19 protein-coding genes are annotated in these 20,782 nt (G+C 58.9%); 10 read left to right on the forward strand and 9 right to left on the reverse strand.

Going from position 1 to position 20,782, the window contains the following annotated elements:
• Nucleotides 1-73: 73 nt before the first annotated feature.
• From KXD86_RS15095 to KXD86_RS15110, 4 genes are all read left to right on the forward strand, one after another.
• Nucleotides 74-1,111, forward strand: coding sequence for an NADP(H)-dependent aldo-keto reductase (locus KXD86_RS15095; protein ID WP_218636983.1), 1,038 nt, complete (start codon nucleotides 74-76; stop codon nucleotides 1,109-1,111).
• Between the two features lie 218 nt (nucleotides 1,112-1,329).
• A complete protein-coding gene (locus KXD86_RS15100) occupies nucleotides 1,330-1,653 on the forward strand; it encodes a hypothetical protein (protein WP_218636984.1) in 324 nt (107 codons plus the stop codon).
• A 144-nt stretch (nucleotides 1,654-1,797) separates the two neighbouring features.
• Complete coding sequence (locus tag KXD86_RS15105; protein WP_218636985.1) at nucleotides 1,798-4,008, forward strand: acetyl-CoA hydrolase/transferase C-terminal domain-containing protein; 2,211 nt, start codon at nucleotides 1,798-1,800, stop codon at nucleotides 4,006-4,008.
• A complete protein-coding gene (locus KXD86_RS15110; protein WP_218636986.1) occupies nucleotides 4,008-4,478 on the forward strand; it encodes an FKBP-type peptidyl-prolyl cis-trans isomerase in 471 nt (156 codons plus the stop codon). Before KXD86_RS15105 ends, KXD86_RS15110 begins: the two co-directional genes overlap by 1 nt.
• Here KXD86_RS15110 and KXD86_RS15115 read toward each other — a convergent pair.
• Both KXD86_RS15115 and KXD86_RS15120 read right to left on the reverse strand, forming a co-directional pair.
• Nucleotides 4,438-5,256 (reverse strand): lysophospholipid acyltransferase family protein, encoded by an 819-nt coding sequence (locus tag KXD86_RS15115; protein ID WP_218636987.1) that lies wholly within the window; start codon nucleotides 5,254-5,256, stop codon nucleotides 4,438-4,440. The two genes, KXD86_RS15110 and KXD86_RS15115, sit on opposite strands and share 41 nt — an antisense overlap.
• A 23-nt stretch (nucleotides 5,257-5,279) precedes the next feature.
• Nucleotides 5,280-6,041 (reverse strand): GNAT family N-acetyltransferase, encoded by a 762-nt coding sequence (locus KXD86_RS15120; RefSeq protein WP_218636988.1) that lies wholly within the window; start codon nucleotides 6,039-6,041, stop codon nucleotides 5,280-5,282.
• 247 nt (nucleotides 6,042-6,288) lie between these two features.
• Here KXD86_RS15120 and KXD86_RS15125 point away from each other — a divergent pair, with 247 nt between their 5' ends.
• The 3 genes from KXD86_RS15125 to glpK all read left to right on the forward strand — a co-directional run bounded on the left by KXD86_RS15125 (nucleotide 6,289) and on the right by glpK (nucleotide 10,415).
• The gene (locus KXD86_RS15125; RefSeq protein WP_218636989.1) at nucleotides 6,289-7,026 is read left to right on the forward strand and encodes a response regulator; all 738 of its coding nucleotides are present in this window, start codon (nucleotides 6,289-6,291) and stop codon (nucleotides 7,024-7,026) included.
• Between the two features lie 68 nt (nucleotides 7,027-7,094).
• Nucleotides 7,095-8,672 carry an ATP-binding protein gene (locus KXD86_RS15130; RefSeq protein ID WP_218636990.1) on the forward strand — a complete coding sequence of 526 codons (1,578 nt, stop codon included), beginning with the start codon at nucleotides 7,095-7,097 and terminating at the stop codon, nucleotides 8,670-8,672.
• Nucleotides 8,673-8,933: 261 nt separating this feature from the next.
• Nucleotides 8,934-10,415: a glycerol kinase GlpK gene (gene glpK, locus KXD86_RS15135; protein ID WP_218636991.1), complete on the forward strand. Its 1,482-nt coding sequence runs from the start codon at nucleotides 8,934-8,936 to the stop codon at nucleotides 10,413-10,415.
• A 7-nt stretch (nucleotides 10,416-10,422) separates the two neighbouring features.
• On the opposite strand, the gene KXD86_RS15140 is transcribed toward glpK, so the two are convergent.
• Nucleotides 10,423-11,496 carry an ABC transporter ATP-binding protein gene (locus tag KXD86_RS15140; RefSeq protein WP_218636992.1) on the reverse strand — a complete coding sequence of 358 codons (1,074 nt, stop codon included), beginning with the start codon at nucleotides 11,494-11,496 and terminating at the stop codon, nucleotides 10,423-10,425.
• 4 nt (nucleotides 11,497-11,500) lie between these two features.
• Entirely contained in the window at nucleotides 11,501-12,415 is a 915-nt protein-coding gene (gene argF / locus KXD86_RS15145; protein ID WP_218636993.1) for an ornithine carbamoyltransferase, read from the reverse strand.
• A 241-nt stretch (nucleotides 12,416-12,656) separates the two neighbouring features.
• Here argF and grxD point away from each other — a divergent pair, with 241 nt between their 5' ends.
• Nucleotides 12,657-12,983, forward strand: coding sequence for a Grx4 family monothiol glutaredoxin (gene grxD / locus KXD86_RS15150; RefSeq protein ID WP_218636994.1), 327 nt, complete (start codon nucleotides 12,657-12,659; stop codon nucleotides 12,981-12,983).
• Nucleotides 12,984-12,993: 10 nt separating this feature from the next.
• On the opposite strand, the gene KXD86_RS19090 is transcribed toward grxD, so the two are convergent.
• Entirely contained in the window at nucleotides 12,994-13,350 is a 357-nt protein-coding gene (locus KXD86_RS19090; RefSeq protein WP_376770983.1) for an energy transducer TonB family protein, read from the reverse strand.
• Here KXD86_RS19090 and KXD86_RS15160 point away from each other — a divergent pair.
• Nucleotides 13,304-13,690: a hypothetical protein gene (locus tag KXD86_RS15160; RefSeq protein ID WP_218636996.1), complete on the forward strand. Its 387-nt coding sequence runs from the start codon at nucleotides 13,304-13,306 to the stop codon at nucleotides 13,688-13,690. The two genes, KXD86_RS19090 and KXD86_RS15160, sit on opposite strands and share 47 nt — an antisense overlap.
• A gap of 142 nt (nucleotides 13,691-13,832) precedes the next feature.
• Here the strand turns inward: KXD86_RS15160 and KXD86_RS15165 are convergent, their stop codons facing one another.
• From KXD86_RS15165 to KXD86_RS15180, 4 genes are all read right to left on the reverse strand, one after another.
• Nucleotides 13,833-16,040: a DUF1631 domain-containing protein gene (locus tag KXD86_RS15165; RefSeq protein WP_218636997.1), complete on the reverse strand. Its 2,208-nt coding sequence runs from the start codon at nucleotides 16,038-16,040 to the stop codon at nucleotides 13,833-13,835.
• 196 nt (nucleotides 16,041-16,236) lie between these two features.
• On the reverse strand, nucleotides 16,237-16,839 hold the full coding sequence (locus KXD86_RS15170; protein WP_218636998.1) for a Yip1 family protein: 603 nt from the start codon (nucleotides 16,837-16,839) through the stop codon (nucleotides 16,237-16,239).
• 151 nt (nucleotides 16,840-16,990) lie between these two features.
• Nucleotides 16,991-18,271, reverse strand: coding sequence for an HlyC/CorC family transporter (locus KXD86_RS15175; protein WP_218636999.1), 1,281 nt, complete (start codon nucleotides 18,269-18,271; stop codon nucleotides 16,991-16,993).
• A gap of 81 nt (nucleotides 18,272-18,352) precedes the next feature.
• On the reverse strand, nucleotides 18,353-19,159 hold the full coding sequence (locus KXD86_RS15180) for a cytochrome C assembly family protein (RefSeq protein ID WP_218637000.1): 807 nt from the start codon (nucleotides 19,157-19,159) through the stop codon (nucleotides 18,353-18,355).
• Nucleotides 19,160-19,340: 181 nt separating this feature from the next.
• On the opposite strand from KXD86_RS15180, the gene ffh reads away from it, so the two are divergent.
• Nucleotides 19,341-20,729: a signal recognition particle protein gene (ffh, locus tag KXD86_RS15185; protein ID WP_218637001.1), complete on the forward strand. Its 1,389-nt coding sequence runs from the start codon at nucleotides 19,341-19,343 to the stop codon at nucleotides 20,727-20,729.
• Nucleotides 20,730-20,782 lie beyond the last annotated feature (53 nt).

The raw sequence follows: 20,782 nt of genomic DNA on the forward strand, positions 1-20,782 counted from the left end.
ACTGGGCATGACAGTTAGACGACAGTCCCGTGACATTCCCTTTACCCGTCGAACAAACGGATGCGGAGAAATTATGCAAACGCGAAAGCTTGGCAATACCGACATTGATGTCAGTCTTATCTGCCTGGGCACCATGACCTGGGGGGAGCAGAATACCGAGCAGGACGCTTTTGAGCAGCTGGACTACGCCACGTCGCAGGGCGTGAATTTCATCGACGCGGCAGAAATGTACCCGGTCCCGCCCCGGGCCGAGACCCAGGGTTTGACCGAGGCCTGCCTGGGTAACTGGCTGGCGAAGCGGGGGCGCCGAGATGACCTGGTCATCGCCTCCAAGGTGGCAGGCCCCGGCAATGGCCTGACCTACCTCCGGAACGGGCCCCGGCTGACCCGGGCGCACATCCGGGAGGCCTGCGATGCCAGTCTGCAGCGTCTGAAGACGGACTACATCGATCTGTACCAGGTCCACTGGCCGGATCGCACGGCCAATTTCTTCGGCAAGCTGGGGTACGAGCACAACCCGGACGAGACGTTTACCCCAATTGAAGAAACCCTGGGTGCCCTGGACGAGCTGGTCCGTGAGGGCAAGATCCGCCATGTCGGCCTGTCCAATGAAACCCCATGGGGAACCATGGAGTATCTTCGCCTGGCCAGAGAGAAAGGCTGGCCACGCCCGGTCAGCATCCAGAATCCCTACAACCTGTTGAACCGAACCTTCGAGGTGGGTATGGCGGAAATCGCGCACCGGGAACGGGTCGGGTTACTGGCCTATTCGCCACTGGCCTTCGGCATGCTGTCCGGCAAGTACCTGGGCGAGGCGTGGCCTGAGAAAGGACGGCTGACCCTCTACGAGCGGTTCACCCGCTACACCAGTGGCCGCGGTATGGACGCGACCCGGGCATACGTGGAGCTGGCCCGGAAGCATGGCTTGTCGCCGGTGCAGATGGCGCTGGCCTACGTCAACAGTCGCAGCTTTGTCACCAGCAACATCATTGGTGCCACCACCATGGAGCAGCTGCGTGAAAACATTGGTTCGGCCGCCGTGGAGCTGGATTCGGAGGTGTTGGAGGCCATAGAAGCCATTCACGGGGATTACACGTACCCCTGTCCGTAATTGTTCAGGCAGGCCCCGGAGTGCCGATTGCCGGGGCTTCCCGTTTTCCTGTTACAAACTGACATATCCTGGATTATTTTTTGACAAAAAGGCGGTCGTTTATTGACAAATAATCGACGCATTTGTGTGCAATTTCACATCTTTCCGGCGTTCAATCATTAGACTTTAGCCTTAGCTATCTTTAGAATTTCGGTTCGGTCAAAGGTCTTAGAAGTATCATGATTATTCGCATTTTTGTCGCTCTACTCGCTCTCAATCTGGTTGCTTTCGTCGTTCGCGCCGAAGCGGACGAGCGCGTGTTTGGTAATGCGGATGAGGCCACCACAACCGAGAGTATCTACGAGCTCCAGGAAAAAATGTCCGGCGATTTTGAAGAGGATTCGGTTGAGGCTTTCAGCGAACTGGGCTCCCGCCTCTTGACGCTGACCCTGTCACGGTCCGCTGACGATGGTAAGCGCTACGCCTCTGAGCCGGCGCAGCCTGACCATGGCATCGCTCTGCTCAATGAGGGAGCCTGCCTGAACCTGAAGTGGAACTTCTGACGCTTCCTTCCCGCATTTCCGTCAACGTTCTATCTATTCCTTTCCCCTGATATTTCCTGTGAATCATGATCTGGCGCATTGCCAGTGCCTTTGTGTCGTGTGATCATCGCCCCACAGCCTGATTGACCCACAAGGAGCTTGGTGATGGCGGAGGAAAACAGTCGTCGTTCAAACGATGTGAACGCCTGTGTCGATGAAGTGATTCGCCGGGTTGGAAAAAACATTACGCTGGGACTGCCACTGGGTCTGGGGAAGCCCGTCCGGTTTGTTAATGCGCTGTACCAGCGGGCTGTCGACGATCCCGACATTCAGCTGCACATTGTTACCGCCCTCTCGCTTCTCGCGCCCCGAGGCGGTTCGTCCCTCGAGAAACGCTTTCTGGGGCCGTTCACCGAGCGCCTTTACGGTCGGATTCCGGAATTGGCCTATGCGCGGGCGGTGACGGCCAATCGACTGCCCGCCAATATCCGGGTTTCAGAGTTTTTCTTCAAAGCAGGCAGTTACCTCAACAACCGGCCCCAGCAGCGGCATTACGTCTGCAGCAATTACACCCACGCGGTGCGCGATCTGATGGCCCAGGGCATCAACGTGGTGGCACAGATGGTTTCCCCGGGGGAAGAGGCGGGTCGGTCCGGCATGGTCAGCCTTAGCTGCAACCCGGATCTGACGCTGGACCTGTTGCCCCTGATGCGGGAGCGTGAAGCCCAAGGCACACCGGTTGCACTGGTGGCGGAAATGAACCGTAACCTGCCGTGGATGGATCATCATGCGGCGGTGGAGGAGACCGAATTCGACGTGGTCTTTGACCAGGCAGCTTCCGATCACCCCTTGTTTTCGGCGCCGGAAATGGCAGTGAGCCCCGAAGACCATCTGATCGGGTTTTACGCCAGCGCTTTGCTTCGGGATGGCGGCACTCTTCAGGTCGGCATCGGATCCCTGGGAGCGGCCCTGGTCCACAGCGCCATTCTCCGGCACCAGCATAACGATGCGTGGCGGGCTGTGTATGAGCACCTCAAGGTCGCGGAGCGGTTCCCGGTGGTGGCAACCGACGGTGGTACCGGGCCATTCACGCAGGGTCTCTACGGCTGCAGTGAAATGATGGTGGATGGCTTCCTGTATCTGATGCAGGCGGGCATCCTCACGCGCGAGGTCTTTGAGAATGCTGACCTCCAGACGCTCATCAACCAGGGGGAGCTCACCCCGAACGTATCCATGGCGTCGCTGGACGTGCTCCGCCGCGAGCAACTGATCGATTCACCCATGCGGGCGAGGGACGTCAGCTGGCTGGTTCAGTTGGGTATCCTGAAAGACTCGGTGACGTTCCGGGGCGGGCGCCTGATGATTGGAGAGCAGTCGGTTGAGGGCGATCTGGACCGTTCCGAGGCGCGTGAGGCGATCGAAACCCTGGCGCTGGGGCGTCGGCTCAAAGGTGGTATCGCCATGCATGGTGGCTTTTACGTCGGGCCGGAACGGTTCTACCGGGCGTTGCGGGAACTGAGCGAAGAGCAGCGTAACCAGATCTGCATGACCAGCGTGAATTACATCAACCAACTTTACGACCACCGCTTCGGAAACCAGCGGCTCAAGGCGTCGCAGCGGGTTCACGGGCGTTTTATCAATTCGGCGATGATGTACACGCTCAACGGCGCCGCCGTATCGGATGGCCTGGACGATGGCCGGGTGGTCAGCGGTGTCGGGGGGCAGTACAACTTTGTGGCCATGGCCCACGAGCTACCGGGCGCACGGTCGATCCTGACCTTGCGGGCCACTCGTCATTCCGCCGGCAAGACCCTCTCGAACATCGTTTTCAATTACGGCCACTGCACGATTCCCCGCCATCTCCGGGATATTGTTATTACCGAATACGGTATTGCCGACCTGCGCGGTCAATCGGATGAGCAGGTCTACCTGCGGCTTATCCGTATCGCCGATTCGCGATTCCAGCAGGACTTGCTGAAGCAGGCGCAGAAAGCGGGCAAGGTGGATCCGGCCTTCCGGCTACCGCCGGATTGGTGTGATAACACGCCGGAAGCCGTTCGCGCTGCGGTCTCCGCCGGCGGCGGCGCCGACCGGTTCCCGGCTTTTCCCTTTGGCCGCGATTTTACCGATGAGGAACTGACGTTAGGGAAAGCCCTTAAAACCCTCAAGGCCGCAACGGCAACCCGTCGTGGTAAACTGGCAACCTTATGGCAGGCCGTTCGGGCCCGGGATGATGAGGGCCGGTACGCTTCATTGCTTGAGCGCATGAGCCTGGGCAACCCCTCCGGCTTGCGGGAGAAACTGGACCAACGTCTGGTGATCCACGGCCTGCAACTGATTGACACACCAACCGCTACAGGAAAACCAGATACCTGATGGATGCTTCACAAGCCAGACCCGATGTTTTCACCGTTCACTACGTCCTGAAGAACAAGATTGGCGAACTCGTCGACACCTCGGAAGGAAGCGAACCGCTCCACTTTATTTACGGTAGCCCCGACATCATCGAGGGTATCCAGAAGGCGGTAAAAGACCGCAACGTGGGCGATTGCCTCGAAGTGACCGTGCCGCCGGCAATGGCTTATGGTGAACACAATCCGGAACTGGTACGCAAAGTGCCCCGTTCCATGTTTGAGGGCGTGGAAGATCTTCAGGTCGGCATGAAGTTTCAGACCAACACCGGCGATGAGGCGAAGATCGTCCAGGTCGTCGGTATTGATGGCAACCTGGTTAAGGTCGACGCGAACCACCCCCTGGCGGGCTTCACGCTCTATTTCGATCTGGAGATCGTCGGGCGCAGGGAGGCTACTGAGGACGAGGTAACCCAGGGTCGCCCGCTGTTCTGATGCCCTCTCCCGGGGGGGCGTCCAGTTCGCCTTGCTGGATTCTGCTCAGGCCTGCTCGCACCGTGTTCTGCAACTGCTCGGCCAGGTCCGATGTGCCGGTTTCCGGGCTCACCTCAATCGGGGAGTGAAAGAGAACGTCTACCCGTGCGGGTGGCTGTCGAAGTAACGCCACGATGTGGCTCTGGAAAGTATCCTCGCCCACAAAAGGGGCAAGGTGGTCGGGGCGTCCATTGCGACGGTAACTGATCGTCACGGGCTGTATGGGGACGCTGGAGTCCGCCGCCGCGCCCAGAAGCAATCCGTGGAAAGGCAAAACGGTCAGGCCCCGACCGGTGGTCGCTTCCGGAAAAATGAGCACGGAGTCACCCGCCATGAGCTTCCCGGCAACCGCCTTGCGTATTCGCCGCGCCTTGCCGCTCCCCCGTTTGATGAACAAAGTGCCCGCCTGCTGGGCCAGCCAGCCAATGACCGGCCAGTGTCCGACTTCCGCCTTGGACAGAAACAGGGTCGGGGTAAGGCTGCCCAATATCGGGATATCCGTCCAACTGATGTGGTTACTGACAACCAGAACGTTGCGGGACGGCGGAGCACCGTGCAGGTGAACGTGGAGTCCGAGGCACCAGCAGGCACCACGGAAACAGCGTCGGGCCCAGGGCGTGCGGTCAATGGGGCGTCGGGTAACGGTCTCGGTGGCCAGGAGCGACGTCGCCAGCAGGCTGGTAGCAGCCAGGAACAGGCTGAAATGTGTCAGCCGCACGGTGAGTCTGAGCCATTCCATGGGAGCCTCCCGTCGGTTCCGCTTCAGGCTGTCTTGCCCAGAAAGTGCCGACTGTACCGGGCGGCCAGGTTGTTAACCTCTAGAAGCACCAGGAGGTCAGCGCACCGGAAGTCCGGATCCCAGCAGGGCTCGCCACAGACTCGTGCACCCAGGCGCATGTAGGCCTTCAGCAGCGGAGGGACATCCACCGGCCGCTCCTCATTGGCGGTGTGGGTCAGGTGCGGAAGATCCCGCAGTGGATAGACCCGGAAACGGTCCTCCGCCAGGTATTCCCGTTGCAGGTGGCGGGCGATGCGCCAGGCCTTGAGGCCACCGTCGGACATGCTGATGCTTGCGCAGCCGATCAGGTAGTCAATTTTGTGGGCTACCAGGTATTCCGCCACCGCCGACCACAGCAGGCTGATGGTGGCGCCATTGCGGTAGTCCGGGTGCACACAGGTGCGCCCGAGTTCGGCAACGGCGCCAGGGAGATTCCTGAGGGCAGTGAGGTCAAACTCGCCAGCGGAGTAGAAGCCGCCGACACGGTCGATGTCGGCCTGGTGCAGGATTCTCGTGGTGGCCACCAGTTCACCGGTGTCAGTGTCGGTGACAATCAGGTGGTCACACACCGTATCGAAGGTGTCTGCGTCGAGCCCCGGAATCTCGGCGCCGAGATCGCTGTCGTACTCCTCGGAGAACACCCGGTACCGTAAACGCTGGGCGCTTTCGATCAGGGCGGGGCTCCGGGAAATATCGGTTGTCAGCCGACGGGCACTGCGACGGGGTCTCACGGATTGAGCGGTCATGGCATGGTCTCTTCTGTGTCCATTTCCCGACAAGCGTATGAAGCCGTTGTGACACGCGGGTGACCGGAGGGTGACGTCTCCGTGACAGTGTCCTCTGATCTGGGCCGGATGTGCCCATTGTCACGGGGTGTAACAGAGGCGTTGTTCCATGTATATTTCTGAATAGCATGTATAATTGCTGTTACGGCAGGTTGCCTGTATGGTCGGGCAAGCAGTGTTACCCAAAACCGGAATAACAAAACCAGAGATGGATGGCGTGGAACAGACAAACGAAAGTTGGCGAATTCTCATTGTCGAGGATGACGAGCGGCTGGCAGAGTTGACCCGTGAGTATCTGGAAAGTAACGGGCTGCAGGTGTCCCTCGAAACCCATGGCGGTCCGGCAGTGGAGCGCATCCGGAACGAACAACCTGATCTGGTGGTTCTGGACCTGATGTTGCCAGGCGAGGATGGATTGTCTATCTGTCGTCGGGTGCGTCCCTTCTACTCCGGCCCTATCATCATGTTGACTGCCCGTACTGACGACCTGGACCAGGTATTGGGTCTGGAGATGGGGGCGGACGATTACATTGGCAAACCGGTCAAGCCCCGCGTTCTCCTGGCCCGAATCCGTGCCATGCTTCGTCGGGTGACCGAGACCGGCCAGAACGGTGGGGATGAGGCAAGCGGCGAGGAACCGGTACGCCTGCAGTTCAATGATCTGGTGGTTGACCGTTCCATGCGCGAAGCCTGGCTGAACGATGAAAGCATCGACCTGACCAGCGCGGAGTTCGACCTGCTTTGGTTGCTGGCCAGTAATGCCGGCCGGGTGCTCAGCCGGGAGGAAATCTTCACAGCACTGCGTGGTATTGAATACGATGGTCAGGACCGCTCCATCGACGTGAGGGTTTCCCGGATTCGGCCGAAAATCGGCGATGACCCCATCCACCCCCGTCGAATCAAGACCGTTCGCAGCAAAGGCTATCTGTTCGTTAAGGAAGCCTGACGATTCAGCCTCTGGAGCCGGTGTGATCCGTGACGGTCACGCCGGCATTCCGTGCCAGGGTTTGTGACATGCCCCTGATGTTCTTCCTCAAGCTCTATGCCCGTTTTGCCGGCCTCACAGCGCTGGTACTGCTGGTCTGTATTGGCTTGTTTGTGGGCGTCAATTCGGTCCGGTCGCAGTTCTGGCACGAACGCTTCCCCGAGCCCCTCATGCGCTGGCTGCAATCTGACCCGGCCGCTGCCGAGCGTTATCACTGGCTTGGTTCGCTCTACAACTTCTCTGTGCTTGGTTCGGATCAGCTCGAATCCCTGTCCCCGATTACCCTTGAGCGCCTCGGATACCATCAAGTCGTTGCCGTGGAGAGTTCGACGGGCTACCGCATTTTGGTGGGAGCCCCTGAAGACCGGGTGCTGCAGCTTCGGCTGAACGACCCCTATCAGCAGGTAGCCGAAGCCGTGGCCCTGATTTTCCGCTGGCATCTGGATTCGTCCGGCTCGGATGAACGATCGGAACTGGCGGTCAGGATGTCGGATGAGCTGAATGTTCGCGTCCGGGCCATTGATACCCCGGCGCTCCTGCCGCCCGGGGATGTGCTCGATGAGGTTGCCAGCCAGGGCATGGTTTTCTTCCGTGATGGTGGGAACGGGGCGGGGCGCGTGTTGGTCAGGCTGGAAGATGGGGAGCTGATACGGATTGATCTGGCTGCCCCCTTTGACCCCTGGGCCACGCCGGTCATTCTGCTACTGGTACTGGTGGTTGGCGGCGTGCTGGCGGCGGCGCTGTATTTCGGGTTGCGGGAGGTTGACAGTAACCTTCGCAAAGTGGAGTCGGTCGCGATTCGCATTGCCCGGGGCGAGATGGGAGCCCGGGTGGAAGCCGGCCCGGGCACCCTGGTGTCGAGGCTCGCTGCTTCCTTTAACGGAATGGCGGAACATATCCAACGCCTGGTTCAGGTTCAGCGTGAAATGATACATGCGGTATCCCACGAATTGCGGACACCGGTTGCGCGAATCCGGTTTGGCGTCCAGATGATCGAGTCGTGCCAGGACGAGGAGCGGTTGCAGAAGCAACTGGATGACATCGACGGCGACATTCAGGAGCTGGATGAGCTTATCGATGAAATTCTCACGTACGCCCGCCTGGAGCAGGGCGGGCCGGTCTTCTCGCTGCAAGAGGCGTCGGTGACGGATCTGGTCCGGCAGGTGGTTTCCGAGCAGCAGATCATCCGGCCGGGCTTGGTGATTGAGGCAGACATTGAGCAGGGCTCTGAACACTGGGCAATGTCGGATGTTGAGCCGCGTTACATACATCGTGCCATCCAGAACCTGGTCGGCAACGCCGGCCGGTATGCCAAGGGCCGTGTCCTGGTCCGCTGCCACATTGATGAGGACAATTGCCGCATTGATGTTGAGGATGACGGGCCCGGGGTGCCGGAAGAGGATTGGGAGAAGGTGTTTACCGCCTTTGCCCGCCTTGACGACAGTCGGACACGAACCTCCGGCGGTTATGGTCTCGGTCTGTCAATCGTTCGGCGGATTCTGTACTGGCACGGTGGCCAGGCATTCGTCGGTCGCAGCGAGGCACTGGGCGGGGCGCGGTTCAGTCTGGTCTGGCCGCGAAAGAAGCCTGTCGACGCCATAGTGTGAACTGTACCTCACCGTCTAACCTGATGTAACAAAGCTGCTACATAACCGCTACTGAAGATCCCGCCGGCCTTATCGATAATAGAAAGCGTAAGGGATGACTTTTGAGGTTGTAGTTCTTACGAACTTTCCTTGTTTCATTCGTCATTTAAGGGCCGGTTTTTCCGGCCCTTTTTTTATGCCTTTCTTCCCTTTTTCTGTCCTGTTCACTCTCACCGTTGCGGTACTGCTGCTAGAATCCGGAAAAAACAACCGGAGATCTCCATGACCCGCTACCTGCTTGCCATCGATCAGGGAACCACCAGTTCCCGTGCCATTGTCTTTGATGAGAGCGGCCGCAGCATTGCTGTTGACCAGCAGGAGTTTCACCAGTACTTCCCCCACGATGGCTGGGTGGAGCACGATGCCCTGGAAATCTGGGACAGTACGCTGGCGGTTTGCCGGGGCGCCCTGGAAAAGGCCGGCGTTTCGGCCGGCGAGCTGTCTGGTATAGGCATCACCAACCAGCGCGAGACCACGGTGATCTGGGACCGCTCCACCGGCAAACCCATCTATCATGCCATCGTCTGGCAGGACCGTCGGACCGCTTCCCTGTGCACCAAACTCAAGACCGACGGTCATGAAGATACCGTTGTCGAACGGACCGGCCTGTTGATTGACCCGTACTTTTCAGCAACCAAGATTGCCTGGATCCTGGATAATGTCGACGGTGCAAGGGCCCGGGCTGAGTCCGGCGAGCTCGCATTCGGTACCGTGGACAGTTGGTTGCTGTGGAACCTGACGGCGGGCAAGTCCCATTACACCGACGCGACCAATGCCTCTCGGACAGCGCTGTTCAATATCCACAGTCAGGACTGGGACGACCAGCTCCTGACGCTGTTCAGAGTCCCCCGGTCCCTGTTGCCGGAGGTACTGGACAGCGCCGCCGATTACGGCAGTACCGAGCCGGAGTGGCTGGGGGCACCGGTTGCGGTTGCCGGCATTGCCGGTGACCAGCATGCCGCCTTGATTGGGCAGGCCTGTTTCGAGCCCGGCATGGCCAAAAGCACCTACGGGACGGGCTGCTTCCTGATGCTCAACACCGGTGACCGGGCGTTGCGGTCCGAAAACCGGCTGTTGACTACCATGGCGTACCGGCTGAACGGGAAACCCTGCTACGCCATGGAAGGCAGTATCTTTGTTGCCGGGGCCGCCATGCAGTGGCTGCGGGACGGCCTGAAACTGATCAGTCATGCCGGTGAATCGTCGGCCCATGCGGAGTCCGTGGGGGTCGATAACCCGGTGTACCTGGTGCCCGCATTCACCGGTCTCGGGGCCCCCCACTGGGACCCTCACGCCCGCGGCGCCATCATGGGACTGACCCGTGACACCGGCATTGCCGAAATTGTGACGGCTGGCCTTCAATCGGTGTGTTACCAGACCAAGGATCTGGTTCGGGCCATTCAGAACGATGGTGCCCGACTGGCGTCGCTGAGGGTGGACGGTGGCATGGTGGTGAATGAATGGCTGATGCAGTTCCTCGCCGACATTCTCAACGTGACCGTGGATCGTCCAAGAGTAACGGAAACCACAGCACTGGGTGCCGCCTTTCTGGCAGGCCTGCAGACCGGGGTATACGAGAGCCTGGATGAAATTGCCCGCTTGTGGGAGTGCGAACGCCAGTTCCATCCGGCCATGGGGCCGGCGATGCGGGAATCACTGTATGCTGGCTGGCTCGACGCGGTAGAACGCGTCTGCAATCACTGAGGGTGAGTCAGGCGGTGCGCTCGAAGGCAATAAGGTGGTCGGCTTCGACGCGCACTGGCACCGTCTCGCCCAGGTGGAAATCCAGGTGACTCCGGAACAGTGCCTCGAACTCGGTTTCCTCGGAGCACCGAAAGCGGTACAGCGTGGATGTGCCGGCAAAGGTCTTCTCAACCACCTTGGGGCGTAGCTCGGAGTCGGGGTCGTAGAGGATGTCGTCGGGCCGGATCAGGACATCGACGAGCGTGCCCGGCGACCACTTGTACGCCCGGTTACCGCGAATGACGCCCAACTCCGATTCGATCGTGTCCGGTCCAAGTGCCTTCCCCGGTATAAATCCGCCCTGACCCACAAAGCTGGCGACGAAACGGTTCAAGGGCTCGTGATAGAGGTTGTAGGGCACATCCCATTGCTGGATCTGGCCGTCGCGCAGCACCGCGACCTGGTCGCACATGGCGAAGGCTTCCTGCTGGTCATGAGTGACCAGGATGGCACTGATGCCCAGGGTCTTGAGGATTTCCCGAACATCCAGGCTAAGGCGACGGCGCAGGTCTGCATCCAGGTTGGAGAACGGCTCGTCCAGCAGGATGAGGGTCGGCTCCGGCGCCAGGGCCCGGGCAAGGGCAACCCGCTGTTGCTGGCCACCCGAGAGTTCATGGGGGTAGTTGTCGGCCAGGTCCTGCAGGTGAACGACGTTGAGCAGTTCCATCACCTTCTGGCGACGCTCCGCCTTGGGCATGTTGCGAAGACCGAAGCCGACGTTGTCGGCGATGGTCAGGTGGGGAAACAGGGCGTAGTCCTGAAATACCATGCCGATTCGGCGCTTCTCCGGGGCCAGAGTCCGACCCGGCAGGCTGATCGCCTGGGATTGCAGGCAGATTTCGCCACTGTTGAGGGGGAGGAAGCCGGCCAATGCACGCAGAATGGTGCTCTTGCCACAGCCACTGGGGCCAAGCAGGCAGCCAATATCCCCATGGCTGAGCGCGAAACTCACGTCCCGGATTACCGAATCCCCACCATAGCCGCAGGACAGGTTGGTGACCTCGAGCAGCCAGTCTCCCGGGGCATTTGCCGTCATTGCCATGGGATTAATCCAGTCGGTTCAGGATGAGGAATTCCAGCAATGCTTTCTGAGCATGCAGCCGGTTTTCGGCTTCGTCCCAGACCACGGAACCGGGGTGCTCCATCATGTCGGCGGAGATTTCCTCGCCGCGGTGTGCCGGCAGGCAATGCATGAACAGCGCATCCTTGTCTGCCACTTTCATCAGTTCCGGGTTGATCTGGTAGTTGCGGAAGGCCTGCTCGCGGATTTTCTGCTCTTCCTCCTGGCCCATGGACGCCCACACATCCGTGACCAGCAGGTTGGCTTTGCGTGCCGCCTCGGCGGGATCACGAAAAACGGTGACCCGGTCGCCGTGGGCCTCCAGCAAGGCCGCATCGGGCTCGTAGCCTTCCGGGCAGGCCACATTCAGGTGAAAGTCGAACTGGGAGGCCGCATTGACGTAGGAATGGCACATGTTGTTGCCGTCACCAATCCAGGCCACCGTGGCACCGCGGATGCTGCCACGGTGTTCGCGGTAGGTCTGCATATCCGCAAGCAGCTGGCACGGGTGGAAATCGTCGGTCAGGGCGTTGATGACGGGAACCCTGGAGGCAGCGGCGAATCGCTCCACCGTCTCGTGGGCGAAGGTCCGGATCATCACCGCGTCGACCATGCTGGAGATCACAATGGCGGAGTCTTCAATTGGCTCACCGCGGCCCAATTGGGTGTCGCGCGGAGACAGGAAAAGGGCGGAACCGCCCAGCTGGGCCATGCCGGCTTCGAACGAAACGCGGGTGCGGGTCGAGGACTTCTCGAAAATCATCGCCAGAACGCGATTCTTGAGGGAGTCCCGTAACTTACCCTGACGCCACTCCTTACGAAGTTTGGTGGCGTGATCCACCAGGCTCTCGAGCTCGGTGGTGTTCATGTCGTTCAGTGTCAGAAAATGTCTTGCCGCCATGCAATGGCCCTTGTGTCAACGAACCCCGCCATGGGCGGGGTTGGCGAATAAAATATGGCTAGAAAGTTGCCTGAAAAAGGGCCAACAAGTCTAGCCCTTCGCAGCAGGGATGACAACGCCGCCGGCCGCGCCACCACAGGTGATCGTTCCAGACGTTTGGTGCGGTGTTGGCGTGGCGTGTACAATAACGTCAAGTCCGTTGCCCTTCGGCAATTTTGTTTCCTTTCAGAGGTGAGTGTTCATGGATATCAATGAAACCATCAAGAGCCAGCTCGAAGATAACCCCATCATCCTGTACATGAAGGGAACCCCGCAGGCTCCCCAGTGTGGATTCTCCGCCAAGACCGTTCAGGCACTGATGGCCTGTGGCGAGCGTTTCGCGTTCGTTAACATCCTGGATAACCAGGAGCTGCGTGAGGCCCTGAAGGTCTACTCCAGCTGGCCGACCTATCCCCAGCTCTACATCAACGGCGAACTCGTCGGCGGTTGCGACATCATTCTTGAAATGTCCGAGAGTGGCGAGCTGGCCAAAGTGGTCAAAGACGCAGCAAAGCAGGCGGAAGCCTGATTTAGTTTCATCAGAACCGTTTCGGGGCGAAAATCAGCTCGACTTCGAAACGGTTTCCGCCCGCTTTCGCGGAGGGCGGTTCCGGATAGGGGCTGGCTGCCAGCGCAGCGCGATATACAGCGTCGTCGAGTCTTTTGAATCCAGTTGATTTCAGGATCCTAGCGCTCGTTAGTGCTCCACTCTTCAAAAGCTCCAGCTCCACCCTGACCATCACTCTATGGGGTAACTGGCTTGGGCTAGGAGCGCTCCTGTCGTTGAATTCCAGTCCTATAGCTTTTCTCAGTAGAAACAAATAGTTCTCGAGTTCGCTAGGTGATTCGGTGATCTGGGTGAGGTTCGCGGTCAGTTCAGGCTCGGACTCTGGCACCGGCTCGCCTGAATGGGTAGCTACGCTGGCTGGAGATTCCGGGGCCTGGGATGTTTGGCTCGGAGACGGTCGCGAAGGCGTGGTTGGTTCCGTTACCGTCGACGAATCTCTCGAAGGTGCCGTCGCTTGTTCCCGAGGGGGCGACTCCGCCTCGGTAATTGTTCTTTCTGAGTCTGTGGTCGTGGGTTCGACGATCGTGGGGGCGCTCTCGATTTCCGTCGGTGCGACCTCGAATCTCGGGTTCCGGTTACCGGGAGTCTGCGTCGAGGTCGAGGTCGAGGGCGTCAGGGCCGGCTGGGCCGTTGTCCCGGGGGAGACGAGCTCCACGCGGACGCTGTGACGAACGTTGTCGGGCTGCTGAATGGGCGACGGGAAACCGGACAGCAGAAGCGTGTGAAACAACAGTGCCGTCGATACGGCGAGGCCGATCCTGTAATTTGCCGGGGTGCGGTGCGTCGTTCGTTGTAGCTCCTGCATCAATATCAGGCTGTCTTGCTCCGCAGGCTGCCCACGACTGCATCCATGGCCCGATCAATCAGGGCACCCTGTTCGAGCAGTGTCAGGCGGCCCCGGCGCATCTCGTGCGCCAGTTCAATCCGGTTTTTCTCGATGACCTTCAGGCCCATCCGGTTCACGAAGACAAAGCTGTCGGCATCTTCAATGATCGCGGACAGTTTGCATCGGAAGCTTGCACCATTCACCAGGCGAAATTCCACCCAGTTTCCGATCTCGATGCTGTCGATCTGGGCAACGTACTCGGCAATCGCCGCCTCTTCCAGTTGTTGTTGCCGTTCCACGGCGGTCTGGTGGACGGGGCCAAACTCTTCCTCGGGATTTTCGGGAGAGTCCTGACGGGCTTCGATGGCAGCATTGGTCCGAAATGCTTCGGCCAGTTCGTGTTTGAGGTGGCCCATCATTTCATCCAGTTTGGAGGAGTTATAGGAAACCTCCTCCAGTCCGGCTCGAAGTGATTTGAGCAGGCTCGGGACAACTCTCACCCATTGGTCCCGCTCTTCGTCCTCCTGATGCGGGTGCAGGCACCAGATCAGGTCGTCGACAATCCGCACAGTTTCATTCCAGCGGTGTTCCACATCATCCCGTAAATAGGCCAGGAACATGACGCGGCTCCAGCCATTGATCAGGATCTCGTGGACCGGATCGGGCAACCGGTAGCGCGCGATTTTCTGCTTCAGCAGGTTGTCGACGGTTTCCTGTGCTTTCTGGGATTTGATACGACCGCGCTCCGATTCCCGCGTGCGTTGTTCGACCAGCGAGGCCTTGCGATTCTCTTTTTCCAGGAACTGTTCGAATTCGTGGTTGAGGGTTTCGAACAGGGCTATGTCACCGTTAAATTCATTGAGAATTCGTTGAACGATGTTGTGAATCTGGCTGTACAGTTTGTCCCGTGCCTTCTCATCGCTGGAACTCCAGCCAATCCCGGCGCGGGCCAGTGAGTTCAAGAGCCGGCGTGCGGGGTGGGTCGCCTGGCTGAAAAAGCTCTTGTCACGAATCACCACTTTGAGAATCGGGATCTGAAGGCGGCTGATCAACACCTGAACGGGAGCCGACAGGTTGTAGTCGTCAAGGATGAACTCGAACAACATCGACACCAGGTTGATCAGATCCTCGTCCGCCTCGTTCAGTGCGGGCTTTCGGCCATCGCCGGAATCCGCCTTCGCGAGGATCTGCTGGACCACGTATCGAAGGTCAATGGTAATCGGCTCGCCGTCGCTCAGGTTGCCGCTGATCGGGCGCGTATCCGGCAGTGGAAGGGCATTAAGCAGGTCGGCCAGCTCGGACTCCCCGACAACGCGAATGCTGGGATCGGCCGCGCGGGGTGGAATGCCGGCGTTGGCGCGTTGCAGCGCCAGCATCTGCCGGATCTGGTCAAACACCGCACTGTTGCTGAGGTCTTCTGTGACCTGGTCAGACCGGGCCTCGGTCGATGAGGATTGGGTGCCCTGATCCGCCCCGGTTTGGTGCTGCTTGCCCGTCTTGCCGTGGTACCGGAAGTTGGGGATGATCCCGGCCTGAATCAAAATCCGGTTGGCTTCGTCCAGGAGCATGCCCAGATTGGAAACCACATATCGGTCAAACTGCTTGAGCAGGATGAGGCGTTCGCGGATCTGAATCTCAAGTGACTGGATGGCTTCGATAAAGGCGCTGCACAGGTGCTCAGGTGCCATCGGGTTGACCGGCGATTCATCCGTGGCTTCCGGGTAGACCTGGCTGAATCGGGTCTGCAGCTGCAACAATGGACCCTGGAAATGCGCCTTGGCCTTGGTGATCATGGCGTTGAGGGCCACCTGTTCTTCCAGGTCTTCATCGCCAACCAGTGACAGGCTGTCAATACCGGACTGTGGGCTCGCGGTGTCCTCCTGGTTCTGGCCGATGCGAGGAGGACGCGAGAAAAATCGGGAGACCGCGCTCTGGAAATGCCGCTCAACGCCTTTGCGCTTGATCCGGATCTCGCGCATGGCTTCGAAATAGCGGTTTTGCTCGTTGTTGCTGCGGGCATTGTTGGCCAATTCGAACAACGAATCATCCACAGCATCAAAGGCGCCCTGCATCAGATCGCCCAGCCCGGCGACTACCGTGTCACGGATGCGGGTAACCTCCGCAGGAACCGGTTTACCGTCGGCCGCTTCCCTGTGCTCACGGAGGTAATGTATGCCGGACTGCTTGTTCATGGCAGACTCCTTTTACGCCTCAACCGGATACATGACCGAGCTTACAATCCTATCTTCTAGTTATTGGTCAAATTTACCGCATTTTCAGCAAACTTAACATGAATAAAACAAAACATGGGACCGTCTTCAAAGAAACGAAGGATGCCCGTTAAGGCACCCTTCGCCATTTCAGCGGTTTGCTGTCGATAGCTCAAGTTCAGCTTACATAGACAGGTCCAACCCCCATGCTCCAGATGACCACGGTGATGGCCATCAGCGCCACGAACATCACCAGGCCAACCGTCAGAACTGCCGAGGCGAACATGAAGCCGCGCTCCTCAGGAATTTTCATCAATATCGGTAGGCCTTCATACAGAAGATAGACGGCGTAGGAAATGGCAACCAGCCCCGCCAGCATGTTGGCCCAGATATTGGGATAAATAGCGATCACGCCAAGAAGAAAGACGGGCGTGGCGGTATAAGCCGCAAGTGTAACGCCCCTCGCGGTGCGTTCGACCGCATCGTAGGTGGCCGCGAAAAAGTCGATAAACTTACCAAGCACAAAAATGCCCGCCAGCATGGCGGCATAGAACAGCACCGAGAGCTGCAATGCACTCCCGCTCGAGAGTCGTGTTATCTGTCCGTCCCCGATTTGCCAGCCTACCTGGGTGGTGCCGTAAAAGCCGGCGGCTGCTGGAATCAGGGCAAGTAACAGGATGTGGCCAAGGTATAACCGGGTGGTGGTTTCGGATTCGTTCCGAATGGCTTCCCACTCCTGGTCCGGATGGGCCAGAAGACCGAAACTGTGCGTTAGGCTCATGGATGTACTCCTTATCATTGTTTTTGTCTCGCACCGTTTTGAGTGTTGGTGGCGATTCGATAAGGGTCAAGGATTCGGTTAAATTGTGATCTTTCTAGAAAGCGCTCCGCTATAACTTCGGGGTCTATAGCGGAGCGTCTGGGCGGGCGTGCTAGCGTCCGAGCGAGCGTTTTCTTCGTTTCCGGGGGTGCACGATGGCGGCCTTGACCACGTTGTCCTTGATCTGGAGTACTTCCACACGGTGTCCGTCCACCTTCAGGCACACGTTGGTATCGGGGATGTTTTCCAGGGTTTCGGTGATCAGGCCGTTCAGGGTTTTCGGGCCATCAATGGGCAGCTTCCAGCCCAGCGTCTTGTTGATGGTGCGCACGGCAGCGGTACCGTCGATGATGAAGGTGCCGTCGTCCTGAGGGATGATGTCGGGGCTGGTTGCCGCGTAGTCCGTTGTGAAGTCGCCGACAATCTCTTCCAGAATGTCTTCGAGCGTTGCCAGTCCCAGTACATCTCCATACTCGTCGACAACGATACCGAACCGGCGCTTACCCTTCTGGAAGTTGATCAACTGCGTGTTCAGCGGCGTGCTCTCGGGAATAAAGTAAGGTTCCTGGCACAATTGCATGATCATCGCCTTGTTGATCTCCTCCTGCTGGAGCAGCTTTGAGGCGCTGCGCAGGTGCAGAATGCCCTGGATGCTGTTGATGTCGCCTTTGAACACCGGCAGCCGGGTATGCTGGCTGCTCCGGAGCTGGCGGAGGATGGTGTCGGTGTCGTCTTCGAGGTCGATACCGACCACTTCGTTGCGCGGCACCATGATGTCATTGACCGTGACCTTCTCCAGATCAAGGATGCTGACGAGCATGTCCTTGTGTTTTGCCGGAATCAGGGCGCCGGCCTCGTTCACCAGGGTCCTCAGTTCCTCGCGGCTGAGGTGGTCACTGGCTGCCTCCTCGGGCGAGATGCGCAGCAGCTTGAGAATGGCGCCGGTGAGGAGGTTAACCGCCCAGACGATCGGGTACAGGATCTTGAGCAGCGGGCCGAGCACATAGCTCGCCGGAAAGGCGATTTTTTCCGGGAACAGGGCGGCGAGCGTCTTCGGGGTGACCTCGGCAAATATCAGGATCACCACGGTCAAGAGGATCGTCGCGATCGCAATGCCGGCGTCGCCCCAGATCTCGATGGCAATGACGGTGGCAATCGACGAGGCAAAGATGTTGACGAAGTTGTTGCCGATCAGAATGACGCCGATCAGTTGATCTGTTCTCTGGAGCAGGTTCTGGGCCCGCTTGGCGCCTTTGTGGCCGGTTTTTGCGAGATGCTTCAGGCGATACCGGTTCAGCGACATCATCCCGGTTTCGGAACTCGAAAAGAAACCGGACAGGAGAATCAGACCGACAAGGAGGATAAACAGCGCGGTAAGCGATGTTTCGTTCAAGAGAAGGTGTCCTTATATTACCGACAAGTGGGGAAAATAGGGTGTGGCCAAGCCCTGTGTCAAGTTATGCCGTCCGGTCAGTCAGGCGCCTTTCTGGAACAGCAGTTCCAGGACAAACTTGCTGCCATAGAATGCCAGCATGAGCAGGGCGCAGCCGGCCAGGGTCCAACGGCTGGCGGTAATGCCGCGCCAGCCCTTGGTGTAGCGGCCGACCAGCAGAGCGACGAACACCGCCAGCGACAGCAGGGAAAATACGGTTTTGTGGGCAAGGTCCTGGGCGAACAGGTCTTCAACAAACAGGGCGCCGGTCACGATGGCCAGAATCAGCATGACAACGCCTGCCCACACCATTTCGAACAGCAGGGATTCCATGGTCTGGAGTGGCGGCAGGTTACGCACCAACAGGCTGTTGTAATTGTGTTTGAGCTGACGGTTCTGGAAATAGAGCAGGGTGGCCTGAATGGCGGCTAGGGTAAACAGGCTGTAGGCTGTCACCGACAGGGCAATGTGTGACAACATGCCGTAGCTGTCATCGGACACCACTCGCGAAGGGGAGTGGGTGACCAGCACCAGAATGATGGTCAGGGCGGCCAGCGGGTAGACGCCGAGGAACAGGTTCTGGACCGGCTTTTTCAGGTTCAGGCCTAGGAGCAGCAGGACGATCAGCCAGGAGATCAGGACCGAACTCTTGAAGAAGCCGAAGTCGAACCCGCCGTCCTGATGAACGCTCTGTGCGATCAGCAGGCCATGGCTGGTCAGGGCAAGTACGCCGATCAGGGTGGTAATGGCTAGATTGCTGGTGACTCGGCCTCTGAAATGGAGCGCCTGCAGCGCGGTGCCAACGCTGTACAGAAAAAGTGAGGTGACCGCGAGAATCAGCGTTCCCATGACTTCCTTATATACCACTGTTCTTACTGGGGATCGGTGGCTCGGGACACCGATTTGACCGGGCTGGTCGTTTCAGGGCGATAGTCTGGTTATAATGTCGCGATTATGCAACTGGAATCAAGGAGCCGGGGTCGGCTCTGCGGACCATGCACTCAATTTATCCGGGGTACGGAAGAGCAACATGTTTGAGAACCTCCAAGACCGACTTTCCGGTAGCCTGCGCAAGATTTCCGGTCAGGCGCGGCTAACCGACGACAACATCAAGGACACGCTGCGCGAAGTGCGGATGGCGCTGCTGGAAGCAGACGTCGCCCTGCCGGTGGTGAAGGATTTCATTGAGGGTGTTCGCCAGCGTGCCGTTGGTCAGGAAGTGCAGCGCAGTCTGACGCCGGGGCAAGTGTTTGTGAAAGTGGTCCAGCAGGAGCTGGAACGCGTGATGGGCGAGGGCAACGAAACCCTCAACCTGGCGGTGCAGCCGCCAGCGGTCATCATGATGGCGGGTCTGCAGGGTGCGGGTAAAACCACGACCGTGGCAAAGCTTTCCCGTTTCCTTAAAGAACGCCAGAAAAAGTCGGTCATGGTGGTCAGTGCCGACGTCTACCGTCCGGCCGCTATCCGGCAGTTGGAGACGCTCGCCGGTGAGGTGGGTGTCGAGTTTTTCCCCAGCACCGCCGATCAGGATCCGGTGGACATCGCCGAGGGTGCGATCTCAGCGGCTCGCAAAAAGCACGTCGATGTGGTGATTCTGGATACTGCCGGTCGTCTGCACGTTGATGAGCAGATGATGGGCGAAATCGGGCGGCTGCATAAAGCGGTCAATCCGGTTGAGACGCTGTTCGTGGTTGATGCCATGACCGGTCAGGATGCGGCCAATACCGCCAAGGCGTTCAACGATGCGCTGCCGCTGACGGGTGTGGTCCTCACCAAGACCGACGGTGATGCCCGAGGCGGTGCGGCGCTGTCCGTCCGTCACATTACGGGCAAACCCATCAAGTTCCTGGGTGTCGGTGAGAAGTCGGACGCACTCGAACCCTTCTACCCGGATCGTGTAGCCTCCCGTATTCTCGGCATGGGCGATGTGCTCTCCCTTATAGAGGAAGCAGAGCGCAAGCTGGACCAGAAGAAGGCCCAGAAGCTCACCAAGAAGATCAAAAAGGGCAAGAGCTTTGATCTTGAGGATTTCCGCGATCAGCTTCAGCAGATGAAGAATATGGGCGGCATCGGTGGCCTGATGGATAAGCTGCCTGGAATGGGCCAGATGGCGCAGATGGCGCAGCAGCAGGTCAACGATAAGTCGATGGGACAGATGGAAGCCATTATCTGCTCCATGACGCCCAAAGAGCGTCGCTATCCCGACACCATCAATAACTCCCGCAAACGCCGCATTGCGGGCGGCTCAGGCACCCAGATCCAGGACGTCAATCGACTGCTCAAGCAGCACAAGCAGATGCAGAAGATGATGAAAAAATTTGGCAAAAAGGGTGGCATGGCGAATATGATGCGCGGTCTTGGTGGTATGATGCCGCCCGGTGGTGGCGGAGGTGGTATGCCCCCGTTTGGCCGTATGTAAAAAGCCTTACACCAAAAACAGGGAAACAGCGTGTTTCCCTGTTTTCTTTGGCG

Source organism: Marinobacter arenosus, from assembly GCF_019264345.1.
GTDB lineage: Bacteria > Pseudomonadota > Gammaproteobacteria > Pseudomonadales > Oleiphilaceae > Marinobacter > Marinobacter arenosus.